Origin of the sequence: Moorena sp. SIOASIH (genome assembly GCF_010671925.1) — a bacterium.
In the GTDB taxonomy this organism is placed as follows: Bacteria; Cyanobacteriota; Cyanobacteriia; order Cyanobacteriales; family Coleofasciculaceae; genus Moorena.
The window spans coordinates 1-19,202 of record NZ_JAAHIH010000005.1 but is presented as its reverse complement, the minus strand read 5'-3'; the positions used below and the strand labels follow the sequence as shown (position 1 = coordinate 19,202).

12 protein-coding genes and 1 pseudogene are annotated in these 19,202 nt (G+C 41.0%); 6 read left to right on the top strand and 7 right to left on the bottom strand.

Going from position 1 to position 19,202, the window contains the following annotated elements:
- Window positions 1-5 precede the first annotated feature (5 nt).
- Window positions 6-149 (bottom strand): hypothetical protein, encoded by a 144-nt coding sequence (locus F6J90_RS27255; protein WP_293100867.1) that lies wholly within the window; start codon window positions 147-149, stop codon window positions 6-8.
- Between the two features lie 259 nt (window positions 150-408).
- Between F6J90_RS27255 and F6J90_RS27250 the strand changes: the two genes are divergently transcribed.
- Window positions 409-621 carry a hypothetical protein gene (locus F6J90_RS27250; protein ID WP_293100864.1) on the top strand — a complete coding sequence of 71 codons (213 nt, stop codon included), beginning with the start codon at window positions 409-411 and terminating at the stop codon, window positions 619-621.
- On the opposite strand, the gene F6J90_RS27245 is transcribed toward F6J90_RS27250, so the two are convergent.
- The 3 genes from F6J90_RS27245 to F6J90_RS27235 are packed head-to-tail and all read right to left on the bottom strand — an operon-like array spanning window position 548 to window position 6,234.
- A complete protein-coding gene (locus F6J90_RS27245) occupies window positions 548-2,254 on the bottom strand; it encodes a hypothetical protein (protein WP_293100861.1) in 1,707 nt (568 codons plus the stop codon). The genes F6J90_RS27250 and F6J90_RS27245 overlap by 74 nt on opposite strands.
- Window positions 2,255-2,266: 12 nt before the next feature.
- The gene (locus tag F6J90_RS27240) at window positions 2,267-2,614 is read right to left on the bottom strand and encodes a hypothetical protein (RefSeq protein WP_293100859.1); all 348 of its coding nucleotides are present in this window, start codon (window positions 2,612-2,614) and stop codon (window positions 2,267-2,269) included.
- Window positions 2,615-2,634: 20 nt separating this feature from the next.
- The gene (locus F6J90_RS27235) at window positions 2,635-6,234 is read right to left on the bottom strand and encodes a CHAT domain-containing tetratricopeptide repeat protein (RefSeq protein ID WP_293100856.1); all 3,600 of its coding nucleotides are present in this window, start codon (window positions 6,232-6,234) and stop codon (window positions 2,635-2,637) included.
- A 290-nt stretch (window positions 6,235-6,524) separates the two neighbouring features.
- Here F6J90_RS27235 and F6J90_RS27230 point away from each other — a divergent pair, with 290 nt between their 5' ends.
- On the top strand, window positions 6,525-6,722 hold the full coding sequence (locus F6J90_RS27230) for a DUF2281 domain-containing protein (RefSeq protein WP_293100853.1): 198 nt from the start codon (window positions 6,525-6,527) through the stop codon (window positions 6,720-6,722).
- Between the two features lie 968 nt (window positions 6,723-7,690).
- Window positions 7,691-7,888, top strand: a complete 198-nt coding sequence (locus F6J90_RS27225) for a hypothetical protein (RefSeq protein ID WP_293100850.1) — start codon at window positions 7,691-7,693, stop codon at window positions 7,886-7,888.
- A 150-nt stretch (window positions 7,889-8,038) separates the two neighbouring features.
- On the opposite strand, the gene F6J90_RS27220 is transcribed toward F6J90_RS27225, so the two are convergent.
- Both F6J90_RS27220 and F6J90_RS27215 read right to left on the bottom strand, forming a co-directional pair.
- Entirely contained in the window at window positions 8,039-8,464 is a 426-nt protein-coding gene (locus F6J90_RS27220; protein ID WP_293100847.1) for a type II toxin-antitoxin system VapC family toxin, read from the bottom strand.
- A complete protein-coding gene (locus F6J90_RS27215; RefSeq protein WP_293100845.1) occupies window positions 8,461-8,712 on the bottom strand; it encodes a hypothetical protein in 252 nt (83 codons plus the stop codon). Before F6J90_RS27215 ends, F6J90_RS27220 begins: the two co-directional genes overlap by 4 nt.
- Window positions 8,713-8,781: 69 nt before the next feature.
- Here F6J90_RS27215 and F6J90_RS27210 point away from each other — a divergent pair, with 69 nt between their 5' ends.
- Window positions 8,782-9,048: a hypothetical protein gene (locus F6J90_RS27210; RefSeq protein ID WP_293100842.1), complete on the top strand. Its 267-nt coding sequence runs from the start codon at window positions 8,782-8,784 to the stop codon at window positions 9,046-9,048.
- Between the two features lie 6 nt (window positions 9,049-9,054).
- On the opposite strand, the pseudogene F6J90_RS27205 reads toward F6J90_RS27210, so the two are convergent.
- A pseudogene (locus F6J90_RS27205) lies at window positions 9,055-9,464 on the bottom strand (Uma2 family endonuclease); the annotation flags it as partial.
- 1,749 nt (window positions 9,465-11,213) lie between these two features.
- Between F6J90_RS27205 and F6J90_RS27200 the strand changes: the two are divergent.
- Both F6J90_RS27200 and F6J90_RS27195 read left to right on the top strand, forming a co-directional pair.
- Complete coding sequence (locus F6J90_RS27200) at window positions 11,214-18,950, top strand: type I polyketide synthase (protein WP_293100839.1); 7,737 nt, start codon at window positions 11,214-11,216, stop codon at window positions 18,948-18,950.
- A gap of 11 nt (window positions 18,951-18,961) precedes the next feature.
- A partial coding sequence (locus tag F6J90_RS27195; protein WP_293100836.1) for a beta-ketoacyl synthase N-terminal-like domain-containing protein occupies window positions 18,962-19,202 on the top strand: 241 nt, incomplete at its 3' end.

Genomic DNA, 19,202 nt, shown 5'->3' with positions numbered 1-19,202 from the left:
TGTAACTAAGGGGAGATAGGGAGCAGGGAGCAGGGAGCAGGGAGCAGGGAAGAGGAATCCCCCCTAACCCCCCTTACTAAGGGGGGCGGGCAAGAGGCAAGAGGCAAAAGGCAAAAGGCAAGAGGCAAGAGGCAAGAGGCAAGAGGCAAAAGTAAAAAAGTTGGGTAGGGTGCGTTAGGGACGGAAAGCCTCTGATTTTATCAGTAGCCAGTATTGGGACAGTCCGTCCCGTAACGCACCACAGGTTCAAACAGCATGCATTGAGATGCACCCGATAGGGAGATGGGGGAGATTTTTATTAAGGGCAATTGTCATAACATGATATTAGCCTTCTATTGTTCTGAGTGTTTTTGCCAACAGCTGTTCGCGCAGCGTGGCCAAAGGCCTTTAGCTGACCGCTGATAGCTGATGGCTGAATGCTTACCGTGCTCCATCAATTCATCAAAGGGACTACAGTCAAAGAATTCCCTAAACTGTTGCGACATTAACACTAAATTAATTGTCAGAATTTTTGATTGGAAGTTCCCGACTCCCGACTCCCGATTCCCTACTCCCTACTCCCTACTCCCTGCTCCCTGCTCCCTACTCCCTTTGCAGATAATATTGACCAGCAATGGATAATTAGATTCACAATAAAAGCAGCGAAAACAGCGATCGCACCAACGCCAACACCAAGCAAAATATGAAATACCACAAACCAGAAACTGTAACTCAAGCAAGGCTGGAGTCCAGCTTCAGGTTTAGGACAATCTAAGGATCCCTTCCGGTCTAGTTTGGTCAGGATCACTTCTAGAGGTTGTTTAGCATCGCTTTGGGAAGAAATACTACTGACGGCTAGGCCAGTACCGACGAAGGTGATCCAAAGTTGTAGTCTTTTCTCCTGTTTCTCAGCTTCTTTGTCTCGGGCTCGATCAGCCTCCTCCTTATCTCTGAGGGCTTTTTCCAAAGCGCGATCGCGTTCTGCCTGTTCAATTTCCACAATACCTCTGATTGAGGAAATCGCTTTGTCTAACAGTGCGGAGCTATGTCCAAAATAGCTTAAGTTTATTTTAATTTGCTCTTGATAAGTAGGGCTGATTTTATGCTCAAATACTGATAAAAAGCTTAAATCTTCATCCTTTGGTAATTTTTCTTGAAGTTGTTGAAGCTTTTCCGAATAATTGTGAGCATTAATCTTCATGGTCAAGCTATAGCTTTCTAACTGTCTCAGCCAGTCTGAATAGTTCAAGTCTAGCTTCGGCAGTATTCTCAGCTTCTTCTTAAAGTCCAACAGTTCCGCTTCAGATAATGACCTCTGATTATCTTGACTTTGAGTCGTGGCACAGGCTTCCAGCCTGTGACCTGTCGTTTTATCTTGACTTTGAGTCGTGGCACAGGCTTCCAGCCTGTGACCTGTCGTTTCATTGATGATTTGTTTAATCTCTTGATATCCTTGGTAAGCATCACTATAAACCTCCCGGCTGATTTGATAAGCTCGAATGACTTTCTGGCGATAAAAAAATAAATCAATAAAATTTTGATAAAACAAGCAAAAATGTTCCTCCGCTCGGGCACCATAGTTGCCATTGACCTCTTCTCCTAAAAATAGCCAAACAAAAATTTGGCCATAGTCTTGAGATTTATCGGGAATGCCATATTCAAAAATCGGACTATCAAATAATTGACCTTCTTGATACAGCGGTGGACAGTTATCCTTATCCTTTTCCCCCAGAAAATTCTGCACACACTGATCAGCTATCTCTTTCCATAAATGGGAATCTTGCTGTTCCTTCTGGGGTAGCCAAGCAGTTAGTAACAGAATTTGTCCTAGGGAACTGTTAATTTTACTGGGAAGAAAGCACTGGTTTGGATTAAAATCCTTGAATACAGTCAGGTCTACGTCTTCGGTTTTCTGATTATTCTCACGTTCAGGAATCCGAATATTCAAACCCAGAGCATAACTATCATAGATCTGGAGTGGACAAGCTTGACCAGTAATCCTTATTCCTTTGCCATTATTGACAGGTAATTTCCCCTCCAACGGTAAGAGAATATTATCCGTTGTGGCTCCTTTTAGTAAAGCAATGCGAGAACCTTCGGCAACGTCTCTAAGGTCTAGCTTCTCTTGAATTTGGAATTTAGCAAAAATATCATGGCACTTGTGCCAAAGTAGTTCGCTGTCATAGTCGGTGTCTGCTTGGGAATCACTACTAGATTTATTTCTAAGATGGAAGGCAAAGAGATGAATATTAGGTGCGTAGATTTTATGAGTCATTGTTTGACATTTTTATTGCTTACTATTGTCTGGCTGTTGTTGCTTAGTTTTAGCTTTAATAACTTCTTGGTTGGTTTGTCGCAGTTCAAATAGATTTTGAAGAATACTTGCTTCGGAATTAGACGGAAGCTTGGGCGAATTATTTAATTCCTTATTAGTCTCAGCAAATCGGCGTAGAGTATCTCTGACTTCTGTATGGATTTGTAACCAATTAGTTAGTATCTGATCTAATTCAGCTTCTGTTGGAGTGTCTAAAGTTTCTAAAAGTTGGTCTAAGTCTTGCAAGTCTTTAAGTTCAAACTTTTCAGAGTAATTTTTGATTGCTTGCGTAAAAACTTTGATAATTGTTGAAATTTCCATAGTTTTTTCGGTTTAATTAACTAAATATCTGATTTTCCAATGGCGCAGTAAGCCGCCCAATAAAAAGGATAATAAAAGGGAGTTTCTTCACGCTTAAAGAAACGGAGTTCTTTCTTAATTTTTTCTTTAAAGTTATTAGCCAAATTCAACTGTTTAGTTAACTGTTCAGCCCAAGTTCGCAATTCCTTTACAGTGGCATCCCGCAGCCAGAGTTGCGCTTGATTCAGGGCAACTGCTAAGGACATTTGGTTTAGTAGATTCTGATAAAATTTAATCATCAACAACGCTGTAGAAACCTCCTCTACCTTCCATAGGCTACTAACTACTGCTGGACTTCCGGCAACTAGGAAACCACTGGGTAAACCAATGTATTCATCGCTGCTATTCTGGAAGTCGATTAATCCTGTTTCACAAGCAGAAAGGGTGACAAGGCGACATTGTTCTAATGTCTGTTCTGATTTCAGGGCAAAGATGGCATCTAAGGTGAGGCATTTGTCTAAGTCAATTACTTCACCGTTATCCAAAACTAGATGTTGTTCTGGATTGAGTTCAGCCGGTGCAGGGCTAACGTGGGAATTTGCGAGGATCAGAGCCGATTTACGTGGTTTATCGTAGTTAAAGTAACCGTGACAGCTAAAATGTAAACAGTGGTAAGTGTTGAGAGGTTTGCTATCTATGGCGGCTTTGGTGGCAGCGTTTTCCACAAGGACCTCTGTATCTGGTGGTGGATTGAAGTAGCCTTTAATCACTTCTACTTCGATCTTAGTGTAAACCAAATCAGCAGTGGGGTTTTGAACGGCAAACAGGTGGGTAAAATCTTTTGGGCGTTTTCTGGTTTTGGCAAGTTGCAGTAGTTGACAGCTAGGAGCGTAACTTACCCCTGCTGGAAACCGATCCATAAGAATTTGAGATGTAGCTTCTCCCTGCTGACTGTTGATAGGTAAGGCATGAAGGGGGAACAAATGTAAATACAAATGGGGGATTAAAATTAAGCGATCGCACTCTGGGGGTATTTGCTGAATAATGTCATCTATGTGTAGAATCTCAGCCAACAAATGTAGGCGGTTACTCAGGTTCTTTTTCCAATCATATTTTTCGTTGTTGTAGCTTCCCAGATATCCATTTACCCAATTTACCAATTTGTCTAAGTATTGTGGCTCAGATTGCAAAACTATTGGCTGTTGAGTTTGATCGGTAAAGATGAAAGTGAGCAGCTTATTCCATGTAATGTAAAATTCTACAATGGCAGTGTTTTCCTCTATAGTTTCCCGAAATTGCTCAAAGTTAAAGCTAGAACCGATAGGTAAATATTGGTCTTGTAAATCATTGCGCTGCTGTCGCAACTGTTGAAGACGTTGTGCCAGGGCGGTTGGGTTTTCAGCTTTGCCATGCTGGATTTGATATTGACCTATGGCTATTTCATCCCTGTATTGTTCTAGTTTAGTAACAACTTCTGGGGGAAAGATGGTGTTTATCTCACGGCTGATAATCTCTTCAACTAAATTGCGGGTTTTGCTCCTTTCAACATATTCAATGGCTTCGGTGATATTATTTAATTCTAGGCAAGTTGCTACCATGCCTCGATATACTTTATTCCATTCTTCCGCTAGTTTTGTCTTGTATTCTTCTACTCCAGAACCAGAAAGAATTTCATCTCGCAGGGATTCTACTGTTTTAATGGCAGCATCAAAAGCCTTGTAAGCTTCCGGGAAATTTTGAGCATCTTGGTAAGCAAGACCGAGATTGTTTTGAGTCTGTGCCCATTCATAGGGGAAAGCTTCACGGGTGCGTACTTCTAAGGCGGATTGGTAGCAAGCGATCGCATCTTCTAGGTTTTGTGCTTTCTGACCTGTGATTCTGTTAAGGTAAGCATTACCGAGATTGTTTTGAGTCTGTGCCCATTCATAGGGGAAAGCTTCACGGGTGCGTACTTCTAAGGCGGATTGGTAGCAAGCGACGGCAACTTCTAGGTTTTGTGCTTTCTGACCTATGATTCTGTTAGAGTAAGCAAGACCGAGATTGTGTTGAGTCATTGCCCATTTTTCGGGAAAAGTTTCACGGGTGCGAACTGCTAAGGCCAATTGGAAGCAAGGGATGGCATCTTCTAGGTTTTGTGCTTTCTTTCCTTTGATTCTGTTAGAGTAAGCAATACCGAGATTGTTTCGAGTCATTGCCCAATCAACCGGAAAAGCTTTACGGGTGTAAACTGATAAAGCCGATTGGTAGCAAGCGATGGCAACTTCTAGGTTTTGTGCTTTCTGACCTGTGATTCGCTCAGAGTAAGCATTACCGAGATTGTGTTGAGTCGATGCCCATTTTTCCGGAAATGCTTTACGGGTGTAAACTGATAAAGCCAATTGGAAGCAACCGATGGCAACTTCTAGGTTTTGTGCTTTCTCCCCTGTGATTCTGTCAGAGTAAGCATTACCGAGATTGCTTTGAGTCGATGCCCATTTTTCCGGAAATGCTTTACGGGTGTAAACTGATAAAGCCAATTGGAAGCAAGGGATGGCAACTTCTAGGTTTTGTGCTTTCTCCCCTGTGATTCTGTCAGAGTAAGCATTACCGAGATTGTGTTGAGTCGTTGCCCATTCAACCGGAAAAGCTTCACGGGTGTAAACTGATAAAGCCAATTGGAAGCAAGGGATGGCAACTTCTAGGTTTTGTGCCTTCTTACCTGTGATTCTGTTAAGGTAAGCATTACCGAGATTGTTTTGAGTCATTGCCCAATCAACCGGAAAAGCTTCACGGGTGCGTACTTCTAAAGCCAATTGGAAGCAACCGATGGCAACTTCTAGGTTTTGTGCCTTCTGACCTGTGATTCTGTCACGGTAAGCATTACCGAGATTGTTTTGAATCAATGCCCATTTTTCCGGAAAAGCTTCACGGGTGTAAACTGATAAAGCCAATTGGAAGCAACCGATGGCAACTTCTAGGTTTTGTGCCTTGTGACCTGTGATTCTGTCACGGTAAGCACTACCGAGATTGTTTTGAGTCGATGCCCATTTTTCCGGAAAAGCTTCACGGGTGTAAACGGCTAAGGCCGATTGGTAGCAAGCGATGGCAACTTCTAGGTTTTGTGCCTTGTGACCTGTGATTCTGTCACGGTAAGCACTACCGAGATTGTTTTGAGTCGATGCCCATTTTTCCGGAAAAGCTTCACGGGTGTAAACGGCTAAGGCCGATTGGTAGCAAGCGATGGCCTGTTCTAGGTTTTGTGCCTTGTGACCTGTGATTCTGTCACGGTAAGCACTACCGAGATTGTTTTGAATCCATGCCCATTTTTCCGGAAAAGCTTCACGGGTGAAAATAGTTAGCGCGACTTCATAGCCAGTGATGGCAATTTCAATCTTGCTGGCTTTGTTACCCAAGGGGAATTTCTGAATTCGATTGCTCAACAGGACAATAACTGCTGCTCTGTATTCCGCTTCATCTGCTTCTGCTTTTGCCAGCACAATTGTTGCCCAAAACCGCAATTTTTCGGCTAACTTATCATTAAGTTTGTCTATATTTGCTTTCATTAATGGATAAACTACCTGCTGATCACCCTTACTTTCTTCAGTTACTTGTAGTACCTGTATGAGAAAGTCAAGTTGGGCATCAGATGTATTGTCAGGCATTGCCATCAATTCCTCTACAATAGTTATTCAATATTATACTACTACTTTAAGTTAAAGGGAGCAGGGATAATTTACATTTGAGTTGTGAACATACTCTCTTAGGGAAATGCAAGAGGCAATGTCAGCTATCATTTATCATTTATCAGCCGTTTTCTGATAAATGATAACTTACCACGATTAAACAAAATTTGCTATAAATTTTTATATATTTAAATCAAATTTATTAGACATAAACTAAACTATTAAAACCCATGACTATTGACCAAGAAATTTTTTAAACAGTTGTGACAATGCCAGAATCACTGAAACAAGAACTGCTGGATTATGCCAAGTATCTGATGGAAAACTACTCCCAAGATGTTTCTCCAGAGCAGCATTCTGTCAAGAAACGTCGTTCAGGTATCTTAAAAGGAACCTTTGTTCTACCATTGCCTGATGATTTTGATGAACCATTAGACGATTTTAAGTGCGTAGGGTGGGCAAAATGATATTATCTAGAATTGTTAAAAGAACCAAAGGGTTTTTGCCCACTCTACAAGCTTTGCTGACTTTCTTGGTTTTAGCAGGGAGTAGTTGCGTAGGGTGGGCAAAATGATATTATATAGAGTTGTTAAAAGAACCAAAGGCTTTTTGCCCACCCTACAAGCTGGTTAAGAGCAAAAAAGTACTAGTTTATTAGCAACAAGTACTAGTTAATGAGAAACTAGTACTCCTTAGGAAGAAACCGATACCCCTTTGTTACACAACAGTAGTGACTTACAAGAAACGAGTACTGGTGTATGAGAAACTAGTACTCGTTTGTTACACATGGGTACCCGTTTGTTACACACCAGTACTTGTTTACAAGAAAATAGTACTGGTGTGTGAGAAATTAGTACTCGTTAGGAATAAATGGGTACTGGTGTGTTAGAAATGATTACCTGGTCTGGTGTATTGTTAACCCTTGACCGTTATAGCCCTATTGCCTATTGCTAGCATGCCTATTGCCTATTGCTTACTCCCTGCTCCCTAAAAGCCCAGACGTTGTACCTAACAGCAATTGCAAACCGCTGTATTGATAATTGTGATATTTTTGCCATCATGGAAGTAACTCCTATTTAGGTGGGAGGAAAACCGCGCTGGCGTAGGTTAATGGTTTGAACCAGCGCGGTTATTAGTCTTAGTCTCAATATCTATAGTATAGATAACTCCTGGAAAAAATGCAAGGAGTAATTTAAACTTTTTACATTTATTTACAAATAATATTGTTATGGTTTGATGCACTAAATTATGGATAAACTATGATAGCAATGTAAGTCTAGTTTAGGACATTTTTTTATTCACAATATAACAATACCGTTAGATTATTGCTTTTTTTAATTAACTTTAAAATTCTCAAAAAAACGTTTAAAAACCCTTGACAAACAAAATTATAATCATTACAATAATCAATATAAACAAATTGAATGTTTGACCTATGTCAGAATTTACTCCAAACTCCAAGAAACAACCCGTTAAGCACATCTTAAAGGGGTCTCGTAAAGCAGTAATGAACACGATGTACGCCCTTTATGCTCTGCGCTATGCGGAGATTTCCGAGTGGAGTCCTCTGCAGCCCACCGAGGTTCCAGGGGAATTCATTACTATAATGACCAAGTATTTGTTGTTGCCATAACACCTTAAATTTCTGGGGGGGTTTCCCCCCCTTGGCCAATCCTATCGGATCACCCCGGATTGGTTCGGAAACTTCTGACATAGGTCATTGAAATAGCTGTGGATAGTATTTCTACGGCTATTTTTTTTTTGTTTTTTTCCCAGACATTGATTAGCCTTCTACGGTCCAATCTTCCACTTTCAAACCGGGAACTTTATTAAAATCTCTTTGATTACGGGTTACTACGGTTCCCTTAACCGCAAGAACAAGTGCTGCAATTCTTAAATCTCTGGTTCCAATCCGGATTTTTGGGCGGACTAAATCCTCATAAATGAGGGAAGCTTCGGGAGTGAAATCAAGCACATTTATGGTGGCGATATCATCCAATAATTCCTTAAAGCGTCGGTAAGCTAAAACAAGTTCATTAGCGGAATTTGCACGTCTAATAATACTCAGCATTCCTCTAATTTGTTCTTCAGCCGAAATAATAGTAATCGCTATTTCCTGGGGTTTTCTTGCAGTAATTTGTTTACGGATACCCAGATGTACTCGCTGCAAAAGCGACAAATGATCAGTATCGAGAATCCACAAACTCACTTAGCTTCCTCTTGATCATTCAATTCTTGTCGCTGGCCTTTGGGCCACGCTACGCGAACAGCTTCGATGTAAGCTAACATTTCCTCAAATTGTGGATCGTCTTGATATTTTCCAGCCAATTTTAACCAGGGATTTTCTTGAAATTCTAATTCGTTCTGGAGTACCTTAAATACAGCTTTTTTTCCCTCTAAAGGTAATTGCTTTACTAACATGATGACTTGCTCAACTGTTATATCTAATGTAGGCATACCGATGACGTCACTTTGTAAATTTATACTTGTTTTATTATAGTTTCAGTGGCTGGAACGGGCATGTTGGTGGCATGGGCATGTTGCTGTGGCATGGGCATGTTGCTGTGGCATGGGCATGTTGGTGGCATGGGCATCTTGGTGGCATGGGCATGTTGGTGGAATGGGCATCTTGCCCGTTCCTTAGATTTTCGGGCGGGCAGGATGCCCGCTCTACTCTTATTCATTCGGAGATTCAGTAACGCCGAATTTTTTACCTCTTGCCTCTTGCCTCTTGCCTCTTGCCTCTTGCCTACTCCCTACTCCCTACTCCCTACTCCCTACTCCCTTTCCTAGATCCAATTACCAAATAGTCCTTAAATCCAAAACAAAACCAGGGAGAACGTCTTCTCCAGATAGACTTGTCGGAAATTCTAAAATTTCTACTGGCTTCCCCTGACGATAACTCTCAATTCGTCTATTTTCCCGATCAATTAACCAACCCAAACGGGCTCCATTTTCCTGATACTCCTGCATTTTTGCTTGTAGCGATGCAGCGCGGTCTTGGGGAGGCAGTGCGGTCTTGGGGGTTCCCCCCATGAGCAACTGCCGTGGTTTCCCCCATGAGCGACTGCATCAAGACATCTCTTGAGAGAATCAGTAGGAGAGCGCAACTCAAGGACAAAATCAGGACACAAAGGCACAAACTTTTGTTGTTGCTGTAGAGTCAAAGCATCCCATCTTTCTTTAGTTATCCATGACGCATCAGGAGAAGGGAACAGGGAACAGGGAACAGGGAATAGGGAACAGGGAATAGCGTGGCACAGGCTTCGACGCTGTGACTTAACTCAGATTAAACGAATGCTTACCTCTTTTATAGCGTTTTCTATCCTAATCAGGTACACAGAATTTTTTCCCTCTTGCCTTCCCCTCCTGGGAGGGATCTCAGATTGTGGTCCAGAAATTTCGCGCATTGGGTTGACCACTACATTGATGATGTGATGGAGACAGCTTGTGGGCTTCATAATTTCCGACTAACCCACCGTCAAACAAAAGTTACTAACCACCTGTTAGTTTCCTAATCCCAAACCTTAGGGCAAGAATCGATTCCTTGAGTTTTCTGCACTATTTCCGATCAGGTTTATTGGTTGGATATCGGTTGATCGTGGTTTGAAACCCCTATAATCTCGTAGAACTGTACTCGGAATAGAGTTAAGTTGTTGAGAATGACACGGTTCTTTTATCAATAAGTCACAGCTTATTGATTCTTGCGCTTACCCTGCCCCCTTTCTAAGGATTATTATTATAATATATTTTAATTTCTTTACTTGGAGGTATTGACAAAAGCGCTTCGCTTCTAACTTGTCACCAATGCCTTCAGAATATTAAATTATATTAAATACTTCAAGGTTTCTGTATAAGGTATGAGAAGCTTAGGGAGTAAATAAGCACCATTACAAAATTAATTACCTACTCTGGATCTCTGTAACCCTTACATTGCAAGACTTTGAGTTTTGTAAAATGTGCAATTAATTTTGTGCACCTGCTTATTGGCATAACTGAACATCAACAATTGGACTAATAACATTCGTCACCAGTTAAGGTAAAATATATTTTGTCAAGGTATTGTTAATTAATCTTTACCTTACCTTCAACTTATTGCTGTGATTGGCATTGACGATTTACACCCTTTGAGGGCAGATGATTGAATGACTTGTCTTTGGGGAGCGGGTATCTGGCGATCGCCTTGCCAAGAAACACGATTGCCAAAACCAGGAAAATCTCAAAAGCCTGAATTAGCAAGCACTTTGACAACCAGTAACATTTTGTAAATAAGTCATTGACAAATGATACACAACCTTAACTTGTGACGAATGGACTAATAACTAGAATAAATTATAGGAATAGGTAATAATGATCTATCTGACAATAAAAATGGGTGTTAGTAATTTTGGCGTTGCTGATTATGGGTATGGTTTCGCCCCCCTAGCCCCCCAATTATGATCAGGGCAAACGCATCTAAAATTAGATTGACAAATAAGCAATAATGTGATGAAGACAACCCAGGTTAAGTTGAGCACCAAATATGAAATAATGACTTCATGACTAATTTTTAGGAACTCGTTGGCGTGTCTGACAAATTAAAAATGGTTTTATGCAGGGTAAACGCATATTATTTGGTATAAATGGTAACAAAAAAAATGATTAACTCAATTTTTTGTAAAATTCGAATAAATCCCATCCTAAAGCAGTTTTTTTTGTTCAAATTCAACAAATTTTCCGCTGACTTTAAACAAAAATCAAAGCAGGATTTGCCTACGAAACCAAAATGTAGAGAACTCTCAAATCGACCAAGGATAACACGGCCAATAATTGAGAGTAAGTTGCGCTTATTGTTATTGAGAATCAACAACAGGGCAAGTCTAGATTTTTGATACTATTGTTTATTTTTTAACTGTAAAATTTGATACAGAATTAGATGCGTTTACCCTGTAGTTTGGAGAAGAATATATATTATTTTTATGAAGCAACAACAAGAGAACCACCTAACAGCTATTATTGGCATGGCTTGTAGATTTCCAGGAGCAGATGACTATAACCAGTTCTGGGAAAATCTAGAAGCAGGAGTAAATAGCATCAGTGAAATCCCCCCCCAAAGGTGGGAAGTAGAAAAGCATTATTCTCCTATTCCTAATCAACCAAATAAGACGATAAGTAAGTGGGGAGGATTAATAGAAGGTATAGACCAGTTTGATGCCCAATTCTTTGGTATCTCCCCCAGAGAAGCAACAAGAATGGACCCTCAACAGAGAATTATGCTGGAGTTGAGTTGGTCTTGTATAGAAGATGCGGGTTATTCACCATTAGAACTATCTGGAAGTCAAGTAGGAGTATTTATCGGTGCTTGTAACTACGACTACGATCAGTTGCAACACCAAAATGAAAACATTGAAGGGCATACCGCTACAGGAAGTTATACCTGTATCATTCCCAATAGAATATCCTACTTTTTCAACTTTCACGGTCCCAGTGTTCCCATAGATACAGCTTGCTCTAGTTCTCTGGTAGCACTCCATCAAGCTGTCAATTCCATCAAAGAAAAAGAATGTGAGATAGCATTGGTAGGTGGAATAAGTGTACTATGTACACCTACCAGTTATATATCCTTTAGTCAACTAGGAATGTTGTCTCCAAACGGACAATGTAAAACCTTTGACAGTAAGGCAGATGGTTATGTAAGGGGAGAAGGAGCAGGAGTAGTCTTATTAAAACCTTTAGCAAAAGCACTCTCAGATGGAGATCGAATCTACGGTGTAATCAAAGGAAGTGCTATTAATCATGGAGGCAAAGTAAGAACATTAACCTCTCCAAATGTTTATGCTCAAGCTCAGGTATTGCGAGCTGCCTATACAAAAGCTAATGTTGCCCCCAATACAATTTCCTATATAGAAACTCATGGCACAGGAACACCCTTGGGAGATCCAATAGAAATAAATGGTCTTAAACGCAGCTTTAAACAATTGCATCAACAATATGAACTACCATTAACAGAAAAACCCTATTGTGGTTTGGGAGCAGTCAAAACAAATATTGGGCATTTAGAAGCTGCTGCTGGCATTGCTGGAGTCATCAAAGTTTTGTTAGCAATAAAGCACAAAAAAAACCCAAAAATTGCCAATTTTAAGAAATTAAACCCCCGGATAAAATTAAAAGACAGTCCATTTTACATAGTTAGTGAAACTGAAGAATGGCAACAGTTACAGACAGAAACAGGAGAGATAATTCCCCGACGGGTAGGGGTCAGTTCATTTGGGTTTGGAGGTGTTAATGCTCATGTTGTGTTTGAAGAGCCTCCAGAACAAATTAAAAGTCAAAAGCGAGTGCGTAATTCTGAGGTCTCCTCAGAATGTAAGACGCACTCAAGAGAGTCAAAAGTCAAAAGTGAAGATGTTCTAAAACGTCCGCTACATATTTTTAAACTATCTGGCCAGACAGAGAAAGCGGTGAGGGAACTGGCAAAAAAATATGAAACTTATTTGAATTCCAACACTGAAGTATCTATACAAGACATTTGCTTTAGTGGCAATACAGGACGTACAGATTTTGCAGAAAGACTGGCCTTAGTAGCTAAGTATAAGGATGAATTACAGGAAAAATTAGCAGATTTTATTCAGGATAATGAGAGCAACGGAGTGGTAATAGGAAAAGCAGAAAGTCAAGAGAATAAGATTGCTTTTCTGTTCACTGGTCAGGGGTCTCAATATGTAGATATGGGACGACAATTATATGAAACTCAACCCACATTTAAGAAAATTATAGACCAATGCAATGAAATTCTGAAAAAATATCTAGAAATACCTCTATTAGAAGTTATTTACTCTCAAAAACAAAAGTCAAGTTCTTCATTATTGTTGGACCAAACAGGTTATACCCAACCAGCTCTGTTTGCTGTTGAATATGCTTTGGCTAAGTTATGGCAATCTTGGGGAATCAAACCAACTGTAGTCATGGGTCACAGCGTAGGAGAATATGTAGCAGCAACAGTAGCAGGAGTATTTAGCCTAGAAGATGGTCTGAAACTAATCGCAGCCAGAGGAAGGTTAATGCAACAGTTACCTCCAGGAGGAGAAATGGTAGCTGTGATGGCATCAGAAGCAAAGGTGAAAAAATTCCTAACAGCTGATGGGGGAAAAGTAGCGATCGCAGCAATAAATGGACCAAAAAGTGTAGTAATTTCTGGTGAGGCAACAGCAGTCAGGGAAATTGTCAGCAGTTTAGAATCAGAAAAAATTAAGACCAAACAATTACAGGTGTCCCATGCTTTCCATTCCCCATTGATGGAACCAATGTTAACAGAATTTGAAGCAGTAGCCAAACAAGTAACCTATAATCAACCCAAAATACCACTAATATCAAACGTCACTGGTGAAGAAGTAGGTGCGGAAATAACCACTGCTGAATATTGGGTGGGTCATGTGCGTCAACCAGTAAGATTTGCCCAGAGTATGAAAACTCTCTATGAGCAAGGATATGAAACCTTCCTAGAAATAGGACCTAAGCCAATATTGTTAGGAATGGGAAGGCAATGTGTAACAGAAGACGTAGGAGAATGGTTGCCCTCATTACGTCCAGGAGTGGATGAATGGCAACAAATGCTATCTAGTTTAGGACAATTGTATGTAAAAGGAGCCAAAATAGACTGGTCAGGGTTTGACAAAGATTATGAGCATCAGAAAGTAGCATTGCCAACATATCCATTCCAGAGAGAACGTTATTGGATAGAAACCAATAACAACTTCTGGTATAAACAGCAATTGTCAACAGACCAAAACCTCCATCCCCTATTAGGTCAAAAGCTAAATTGTGCAAGCGAACAACAAATATTTGCATCAGAAATAGGAGAAAACTCCCCCAACTATCTCAGCAACCACCGAGTATTTAATCAAGCACTATTTCCCACAACCGGCTACCTAGAAATAGCAATAGCAGCAGGAAATTACCAATTCCAAACACCCCAGATAGTAATAGAAGACCTAACCATCAGTAGAGGATGGATACTACCAGCAGGAGAATTGACAAATGCCCAAACCATACTCACCCCAACAGACAGCCAAAGCTACAAGTTTCAAATATTTTCTCAACAAGAACAACTTGAGTGGAAACTCCACACCACAGGAAAAATCAGAAAAGAATCAACCCCTCCTCCTCAAACAAAAATTGACCTAGAAAAATACAAGAGTGAATGTAATCAAGCAATAGAAGTCAAACAACATTATCAAAAATGTCAACAAGTAGGGATAGACTACGGAAATAGCTTCCAAGGCATTCAAGAATTGTGGTCGGGTTCAAACCAAGCACTAGCTTATATCAAACTCCCCGAAGAATTGATAACACAAACAAGCGACTATAATTTCCATCCAGCACTATTAGATGCAGCCTTGCAAGTAATATCTCATGCACTCCCAGCAACAGATAGTGACAAAACTTATCTGCCAGTAGGAATAGAACAATTCAAAGTATATAAGAATCCCGGGCTGAGTCTATGGGCATACGCATCATTAACCAATCCAGAAGTGGAAAGTCCAGAAAGCTTGACTACTCTGGTCACCATAGTAACTCCTTCAGGAGAAATAATTGCCAATCTCAAAGGTATACAACTAAAACTAGCAACTAAACAGACCCTACTAGGAACAGAAACCGAATCAATAGAAAATTGGTTGTATGAAGTAGAGTGGAGAAGCCAAGGTAGATTAGGTAGACTACTACCTCCAGATTTCCTGATACCTCCTGTAGAAATTGCCCAAAAATTAGCTCCAACTCTGACAGAATTAATAACTCAAGTAGATCAGGAAAAAACCGGGTCTATTGACACAAGCTTAGAAGAATTAAGCGTAGATTATATAGTGCAAGCATTGCAGGAGATGGGTTGGTCATACAAACCAACAGAAAGCTTTGAATTTGATGCAGCAGCCAAAAAATTAGGCATAGTTCCCACCCATCGACCACTGTTTAGGCGTCTGCTACAAATATTAACAGAGTCGGGAATACTCAAGTATAATCAGCAGCAGTGGCAAGTGGAACAAACCTTAGCTCAAGTCAAGCCTACTGAAAAAAGCCAGAGTTTACAGAATCAATATCCAGAAGAAACAGCAACATTGACACTACTGGAACGTTGTGCAACGAAACTAAGTGGGGTATTACGAGGAGCAATAGATCCAGTACAGTTAGTGTTCCCCCAAGGAGATTTGACCACAGCGACTCAACTTTATGAAGAGTCAACAGTAGCTAAAGTGATGAACACAATAGTAGAAAAATCCATCACCAAGGCCATAGAAAAATTACCCAAAAGCCGAGGAATACGGTTGTTGGAAATCGGAGCGGGAACAGGAGGTACAACAAGCTACATCCTGCCTCATCTAAATCCCCAGCAAACCGAATATATATTCACTGATATAGGGGCATTATTTACAGCAAAAGCCCAAGATAAATTTCAGGATTATCAATTCATTAGCTATCAAACATTAGACATAGAAGTAGACCCGACAACCCAAGGATTTGAGGCTCATCAATATGATGTAATTATTGCCGCCAATGTGCTCCATGCCACCACAAGTATGAAGCAGACATTATCCCATGTGCGAGAATTATTAGCAGATGGGGGAATGTTAGTGTTGTTAGAAGTAACAACTGCTCAACGATGGTTAGATTTAGTATTTGGGCTGTTAGAAGGATGGTGGAAATTCAGTGATTATGAATTACGCTCGGACTATCCTTTGCTGAGTAGAGACCAATGGGAAAAGGTGTTGAGAGAAACGGGTTTTACGGAAGTAGTCACGATGCCAGAAGTAGAGGGAATGGCAGAAACCTTATCAGGGCAAACAGTAATTGTAGCTCAAAGCTCTCAAACCAAGTTAGAACAAACGAATGATGGTTCTAAGAGTTGGTTGATACTAGCAGACTCTCAGGGAATAGGTAAACAGTTAGCAAGGCAACTGAACTCAGTGGGAGAGATTTGTAATTTAGTGTTTGCTGGAGAAAAATATCAACAGATAGCTCCAGAAGAATTTACTATTAATCCCAACAACCTTGAAGATTTTGAGGAAGTAATAGAGACAGTAGCAGGGAAATCACCATCATTATCTGGAGTAGTACAATGTTGGACTACTGAAGCAGGGGTAGGTCAAGCTATTAATTCTGAGGAGTTAGAAAGTTTGTCTAAGCTAGGGTGTGGCACAACTCTATCTTTAGTACAATCATTGGTGAAAGCAGGGTTATCAATGGTCCCTCGATTATGGTTAGTGACAAGTGGTGCTCAAGCGGTGCCGTCAAATCATCCGGTGATACCAGGAGTAGCTCAATCTTCGGTGTGGGGAATGGGGAAAGTGATTAGCTTAGAGCACCCAGAATTAAACTGTACTCGTATAGATTTAGACCCAGAGGAGACCAGAGAGGGTCAAGCTGATGCACTATTTAATGAAATTTGGTCTGAGGATTCCGAAGACCAGGTAGCGTGGCGTGGAGATGGTCGTTATGTAGCTCGGTTGGTGGCTAGTCGTCATCGGCAACCAGTGGCACAACAGTTAGTACCATCACAACCATTCAAACTAGGAAGTTCCCAGAAGGGTAGTTTAGATAACTTAATCCTGGAGCCAGTTACCAGACGTTCGCCAGGAGCAGGGGAAGTAGAAATTAGAGTTAAGGCAACAGGATTGAATTTTCGTGACGTTCTCATAGCCTTGGATATTTATCCAGAAGAGGCTGTAATGGGAGTAGATTGTGCGGGTGAAGTAGTAGCTATAGGAGCAGAAGTCACAGATTTTCATGTGGGAGATTTAGTTATGGCTATGGCTCACGGCAGCTTTAGTCAGTATGTAACTGTTGATGCTACCTATGTAGTTATCAAGCCAGAAAATCTGAGCTTTGAAGAAGCAGCATCTATTCCAGCTAATTTTTTAACAGCTTATTATGCTTTGCATCATGTGGCCAAGATTCAGGCTGGCGATCGCATCCTTATTCATGCAGCAGCAGGAGGTACGGGAATGGCAGCAGTTCAAATCGCACAGCGAGCAGGAGCTGAGGTTTTGGCTACAGCAAGTCCGCCCAAATGGGAAGCATTACGAAATATGGGTGTTAAACATATTATGAATTCCCGGACATTAGAATTTGCTGACCAGGTGATGGAAATAACTCAAGGTCAAGGAGTGGATATTGTACTCAACTCTCTGACTTCTGGGGAATTTATTAGCAAGAGTATGTCAGTGGTAACTCAGAGTGGTCGGTTTGTGGAAATCGCCAAGCGAGGAGTATGGGATTCAAGCCGAGTAGCAGCATTCAGACCGGATGTATCTTATTTTGTGGTGGACTTGGTACGCCAATCTCAAGAGCAACCAGAATTAATCAATTCCATGTTGCAAGGGTTGAAAGATAAGTTGAGCAACGGTTTACTACAACCACCACCAGTGAAGGTATTTCCCATAGAGGAAGTTATCAGTGCCTTTCGTTATATGCAACAAGGCAAACATATAGGCAAGATTGTGGTCACTCAAACACAACTTGCTGATGCTACGACTCAAAAGCCTTTAAGTTTCCGTTCGGACGCTAGCTACCTGATAACAGGAGGTATGGGAGGTTTGGGCTTACTGGTAGCTAGTTGGATGGTGTCAAAGGGAGCCAAACATTTAGTATTACTAACCAGACGCGCTCCGGACGATCAGGCTAGCAAAAAAATAAGTGAGTTAGAAATGGCAGGAGCCGAAGTGGTAGTGGAAAAAGGCGACGTGTCTGATTTTGAATTGATGATAGAGGTATCGAAGAGGATTGAGGAGTCAAACCGACCATTAGCAGGAGTGATTCATTCAGCAGGAATGTTATCAGATGGAGTGCTACAAAACCAGAGTTGGTCTAGTTTTGAGCAGGTGATGGCACCGAAAGTGCAAGGTGCTTGGCATTTGCATCAATTGACTCAAAATCAACCATTGGACTTTTTTGTGCTGTTTTCTTCGGCAGCATCTCTGTTGGGTTCGCCTGGTCAGGGAAATCATTCTGCAGCTAATGGGTTTCTTGATGGGTTAGCCCATTATCGTCGCGGGATGGGATTACCAGGATTGAGCATTCATTGGGGAGCCGTTTCTCAAGTAGGAGAGGCAGCCGAACGGGGTGCAGATGTGAGGTTAAGTAAGCAGGGGATGGGTGCAATATCTCCGGCTCAGGTGTTAGAGTCTCTAGAGCTATTGATGAGTGGTTCGGATGTGGAAGTAGGGGTAGTGCCTATTGAGTGGTCAGGGTGGCAGGAGAGAGTGGCACAGTGGCCATTTTTGGCGGATTGGCAGGAAACTATATTGGAGGTGGCAGAACCATCGAAGTCAGATTTTCTGTTAAAGTTGGAGGCTACACCAGCTAGTGAGCGTCGCTTGTTGTTGGTGGCTCATGTGCGTCGTCAGGTGGCTAATGTGTTGGGAATTAGTCATCCTGAATCAATTGCTTTGGAAACAGGGTTTTTTGATTTGGGTATGGACTCTTTGACTTCTGTGGAGTTGAGGAATAAGTTGCAAAGTAGCTTGAAGCGATCGCTTCCATCAACTATAGCTTTGGACTACCCTAAAATTAAAGATATAGTAAATTATTTGGCTAAAGATTTACTGATTTTAGAAGATAATAAAGAGAATGACAGCGATAATATAGTTAACCTTAATTTTAAGCAAAATCTTCAAATAGATAGGATTGCTAAAAAACTCGCAGAAAAATTAGGAGCAAATTAGGAGGTATTTAAATGATTAGTAATCAGGAACAAGAGTATGCCCAACTGATGCAAATGGCATTAGACAAGATTAGTAACTTAGAGGCTGAAGTTGATCGACTCAAAAATCAAAAGCAATCTGAGGCGATCGCCATAATTGGAATGGGTTGCCGTGTTCCAGGAGGCGCATCTACCCCTGAAGCCTTCTGGGAACTTTTACAAAACGGAGTAGATGGGATTACGGAAGTGCCACCAGACCGATGGCCTATTAATA

Excerpts from the sequence above, each read along its gene's own strand:
- F6J90_RS27250 (WP_293100864.1), top strand. The coding sequence starts at position 409 with ATGGCTGAATGCTTACCGTGCTCCATCAATTCATCAAAGGGACTACAG.
- F6J90_RS27245 (WP_293100861.1), bottom strand. The coding sequence starts at position 2,254 with ATGACTCATAAAATCTACGCACCTAATATTCATCTCTTTGCCTTCCAT.
- F6J90_RS27240 (WP_293100859.1), bottom strand. The coding sequence starts at position 2,614 with ATGGAAATTTCAACAATTATCAAAGTTTTTACGCAAGCAATCAAAAAT.
- F6J90_RS27235 (WP_293100856.1), bottom strand. The coding sequence starts at position 6,234 with ATGCCTGACAATACATCTGATGCCCAACTTGACTTTCTCATACAGGTA.
- F6J90_RS27230 (WP_293100853.1), top strand. The coding sequence starts at position 6,525 with ATGCCAGAATCACTGAAACAAGAACTGCTGGATTATGCCAAGTATCTG.
- F6J90_RS27225 (WP_293100850.1), top strand. The coding sequence starts at position 7,691 with ATGTCAGAATTTACTCCAAACTCCAAGAAACAACCCGTTAAGCACATC.
- F6J90_RS27215 (WP_293100845.1), bottom strand. The coding sequence starts at position 8,712 with ATGCCTACATTAGATATAACAGTTGAGCAAGTCATCATGTTAGTAAAG.
- F6J90_RS27200 (WP_293100839.1), top strand. The coding sequence starts at position 11,214 with ATGAAGCAACAACAAGAGAACCACCTAACAGCTATTATTGGCATGGCT.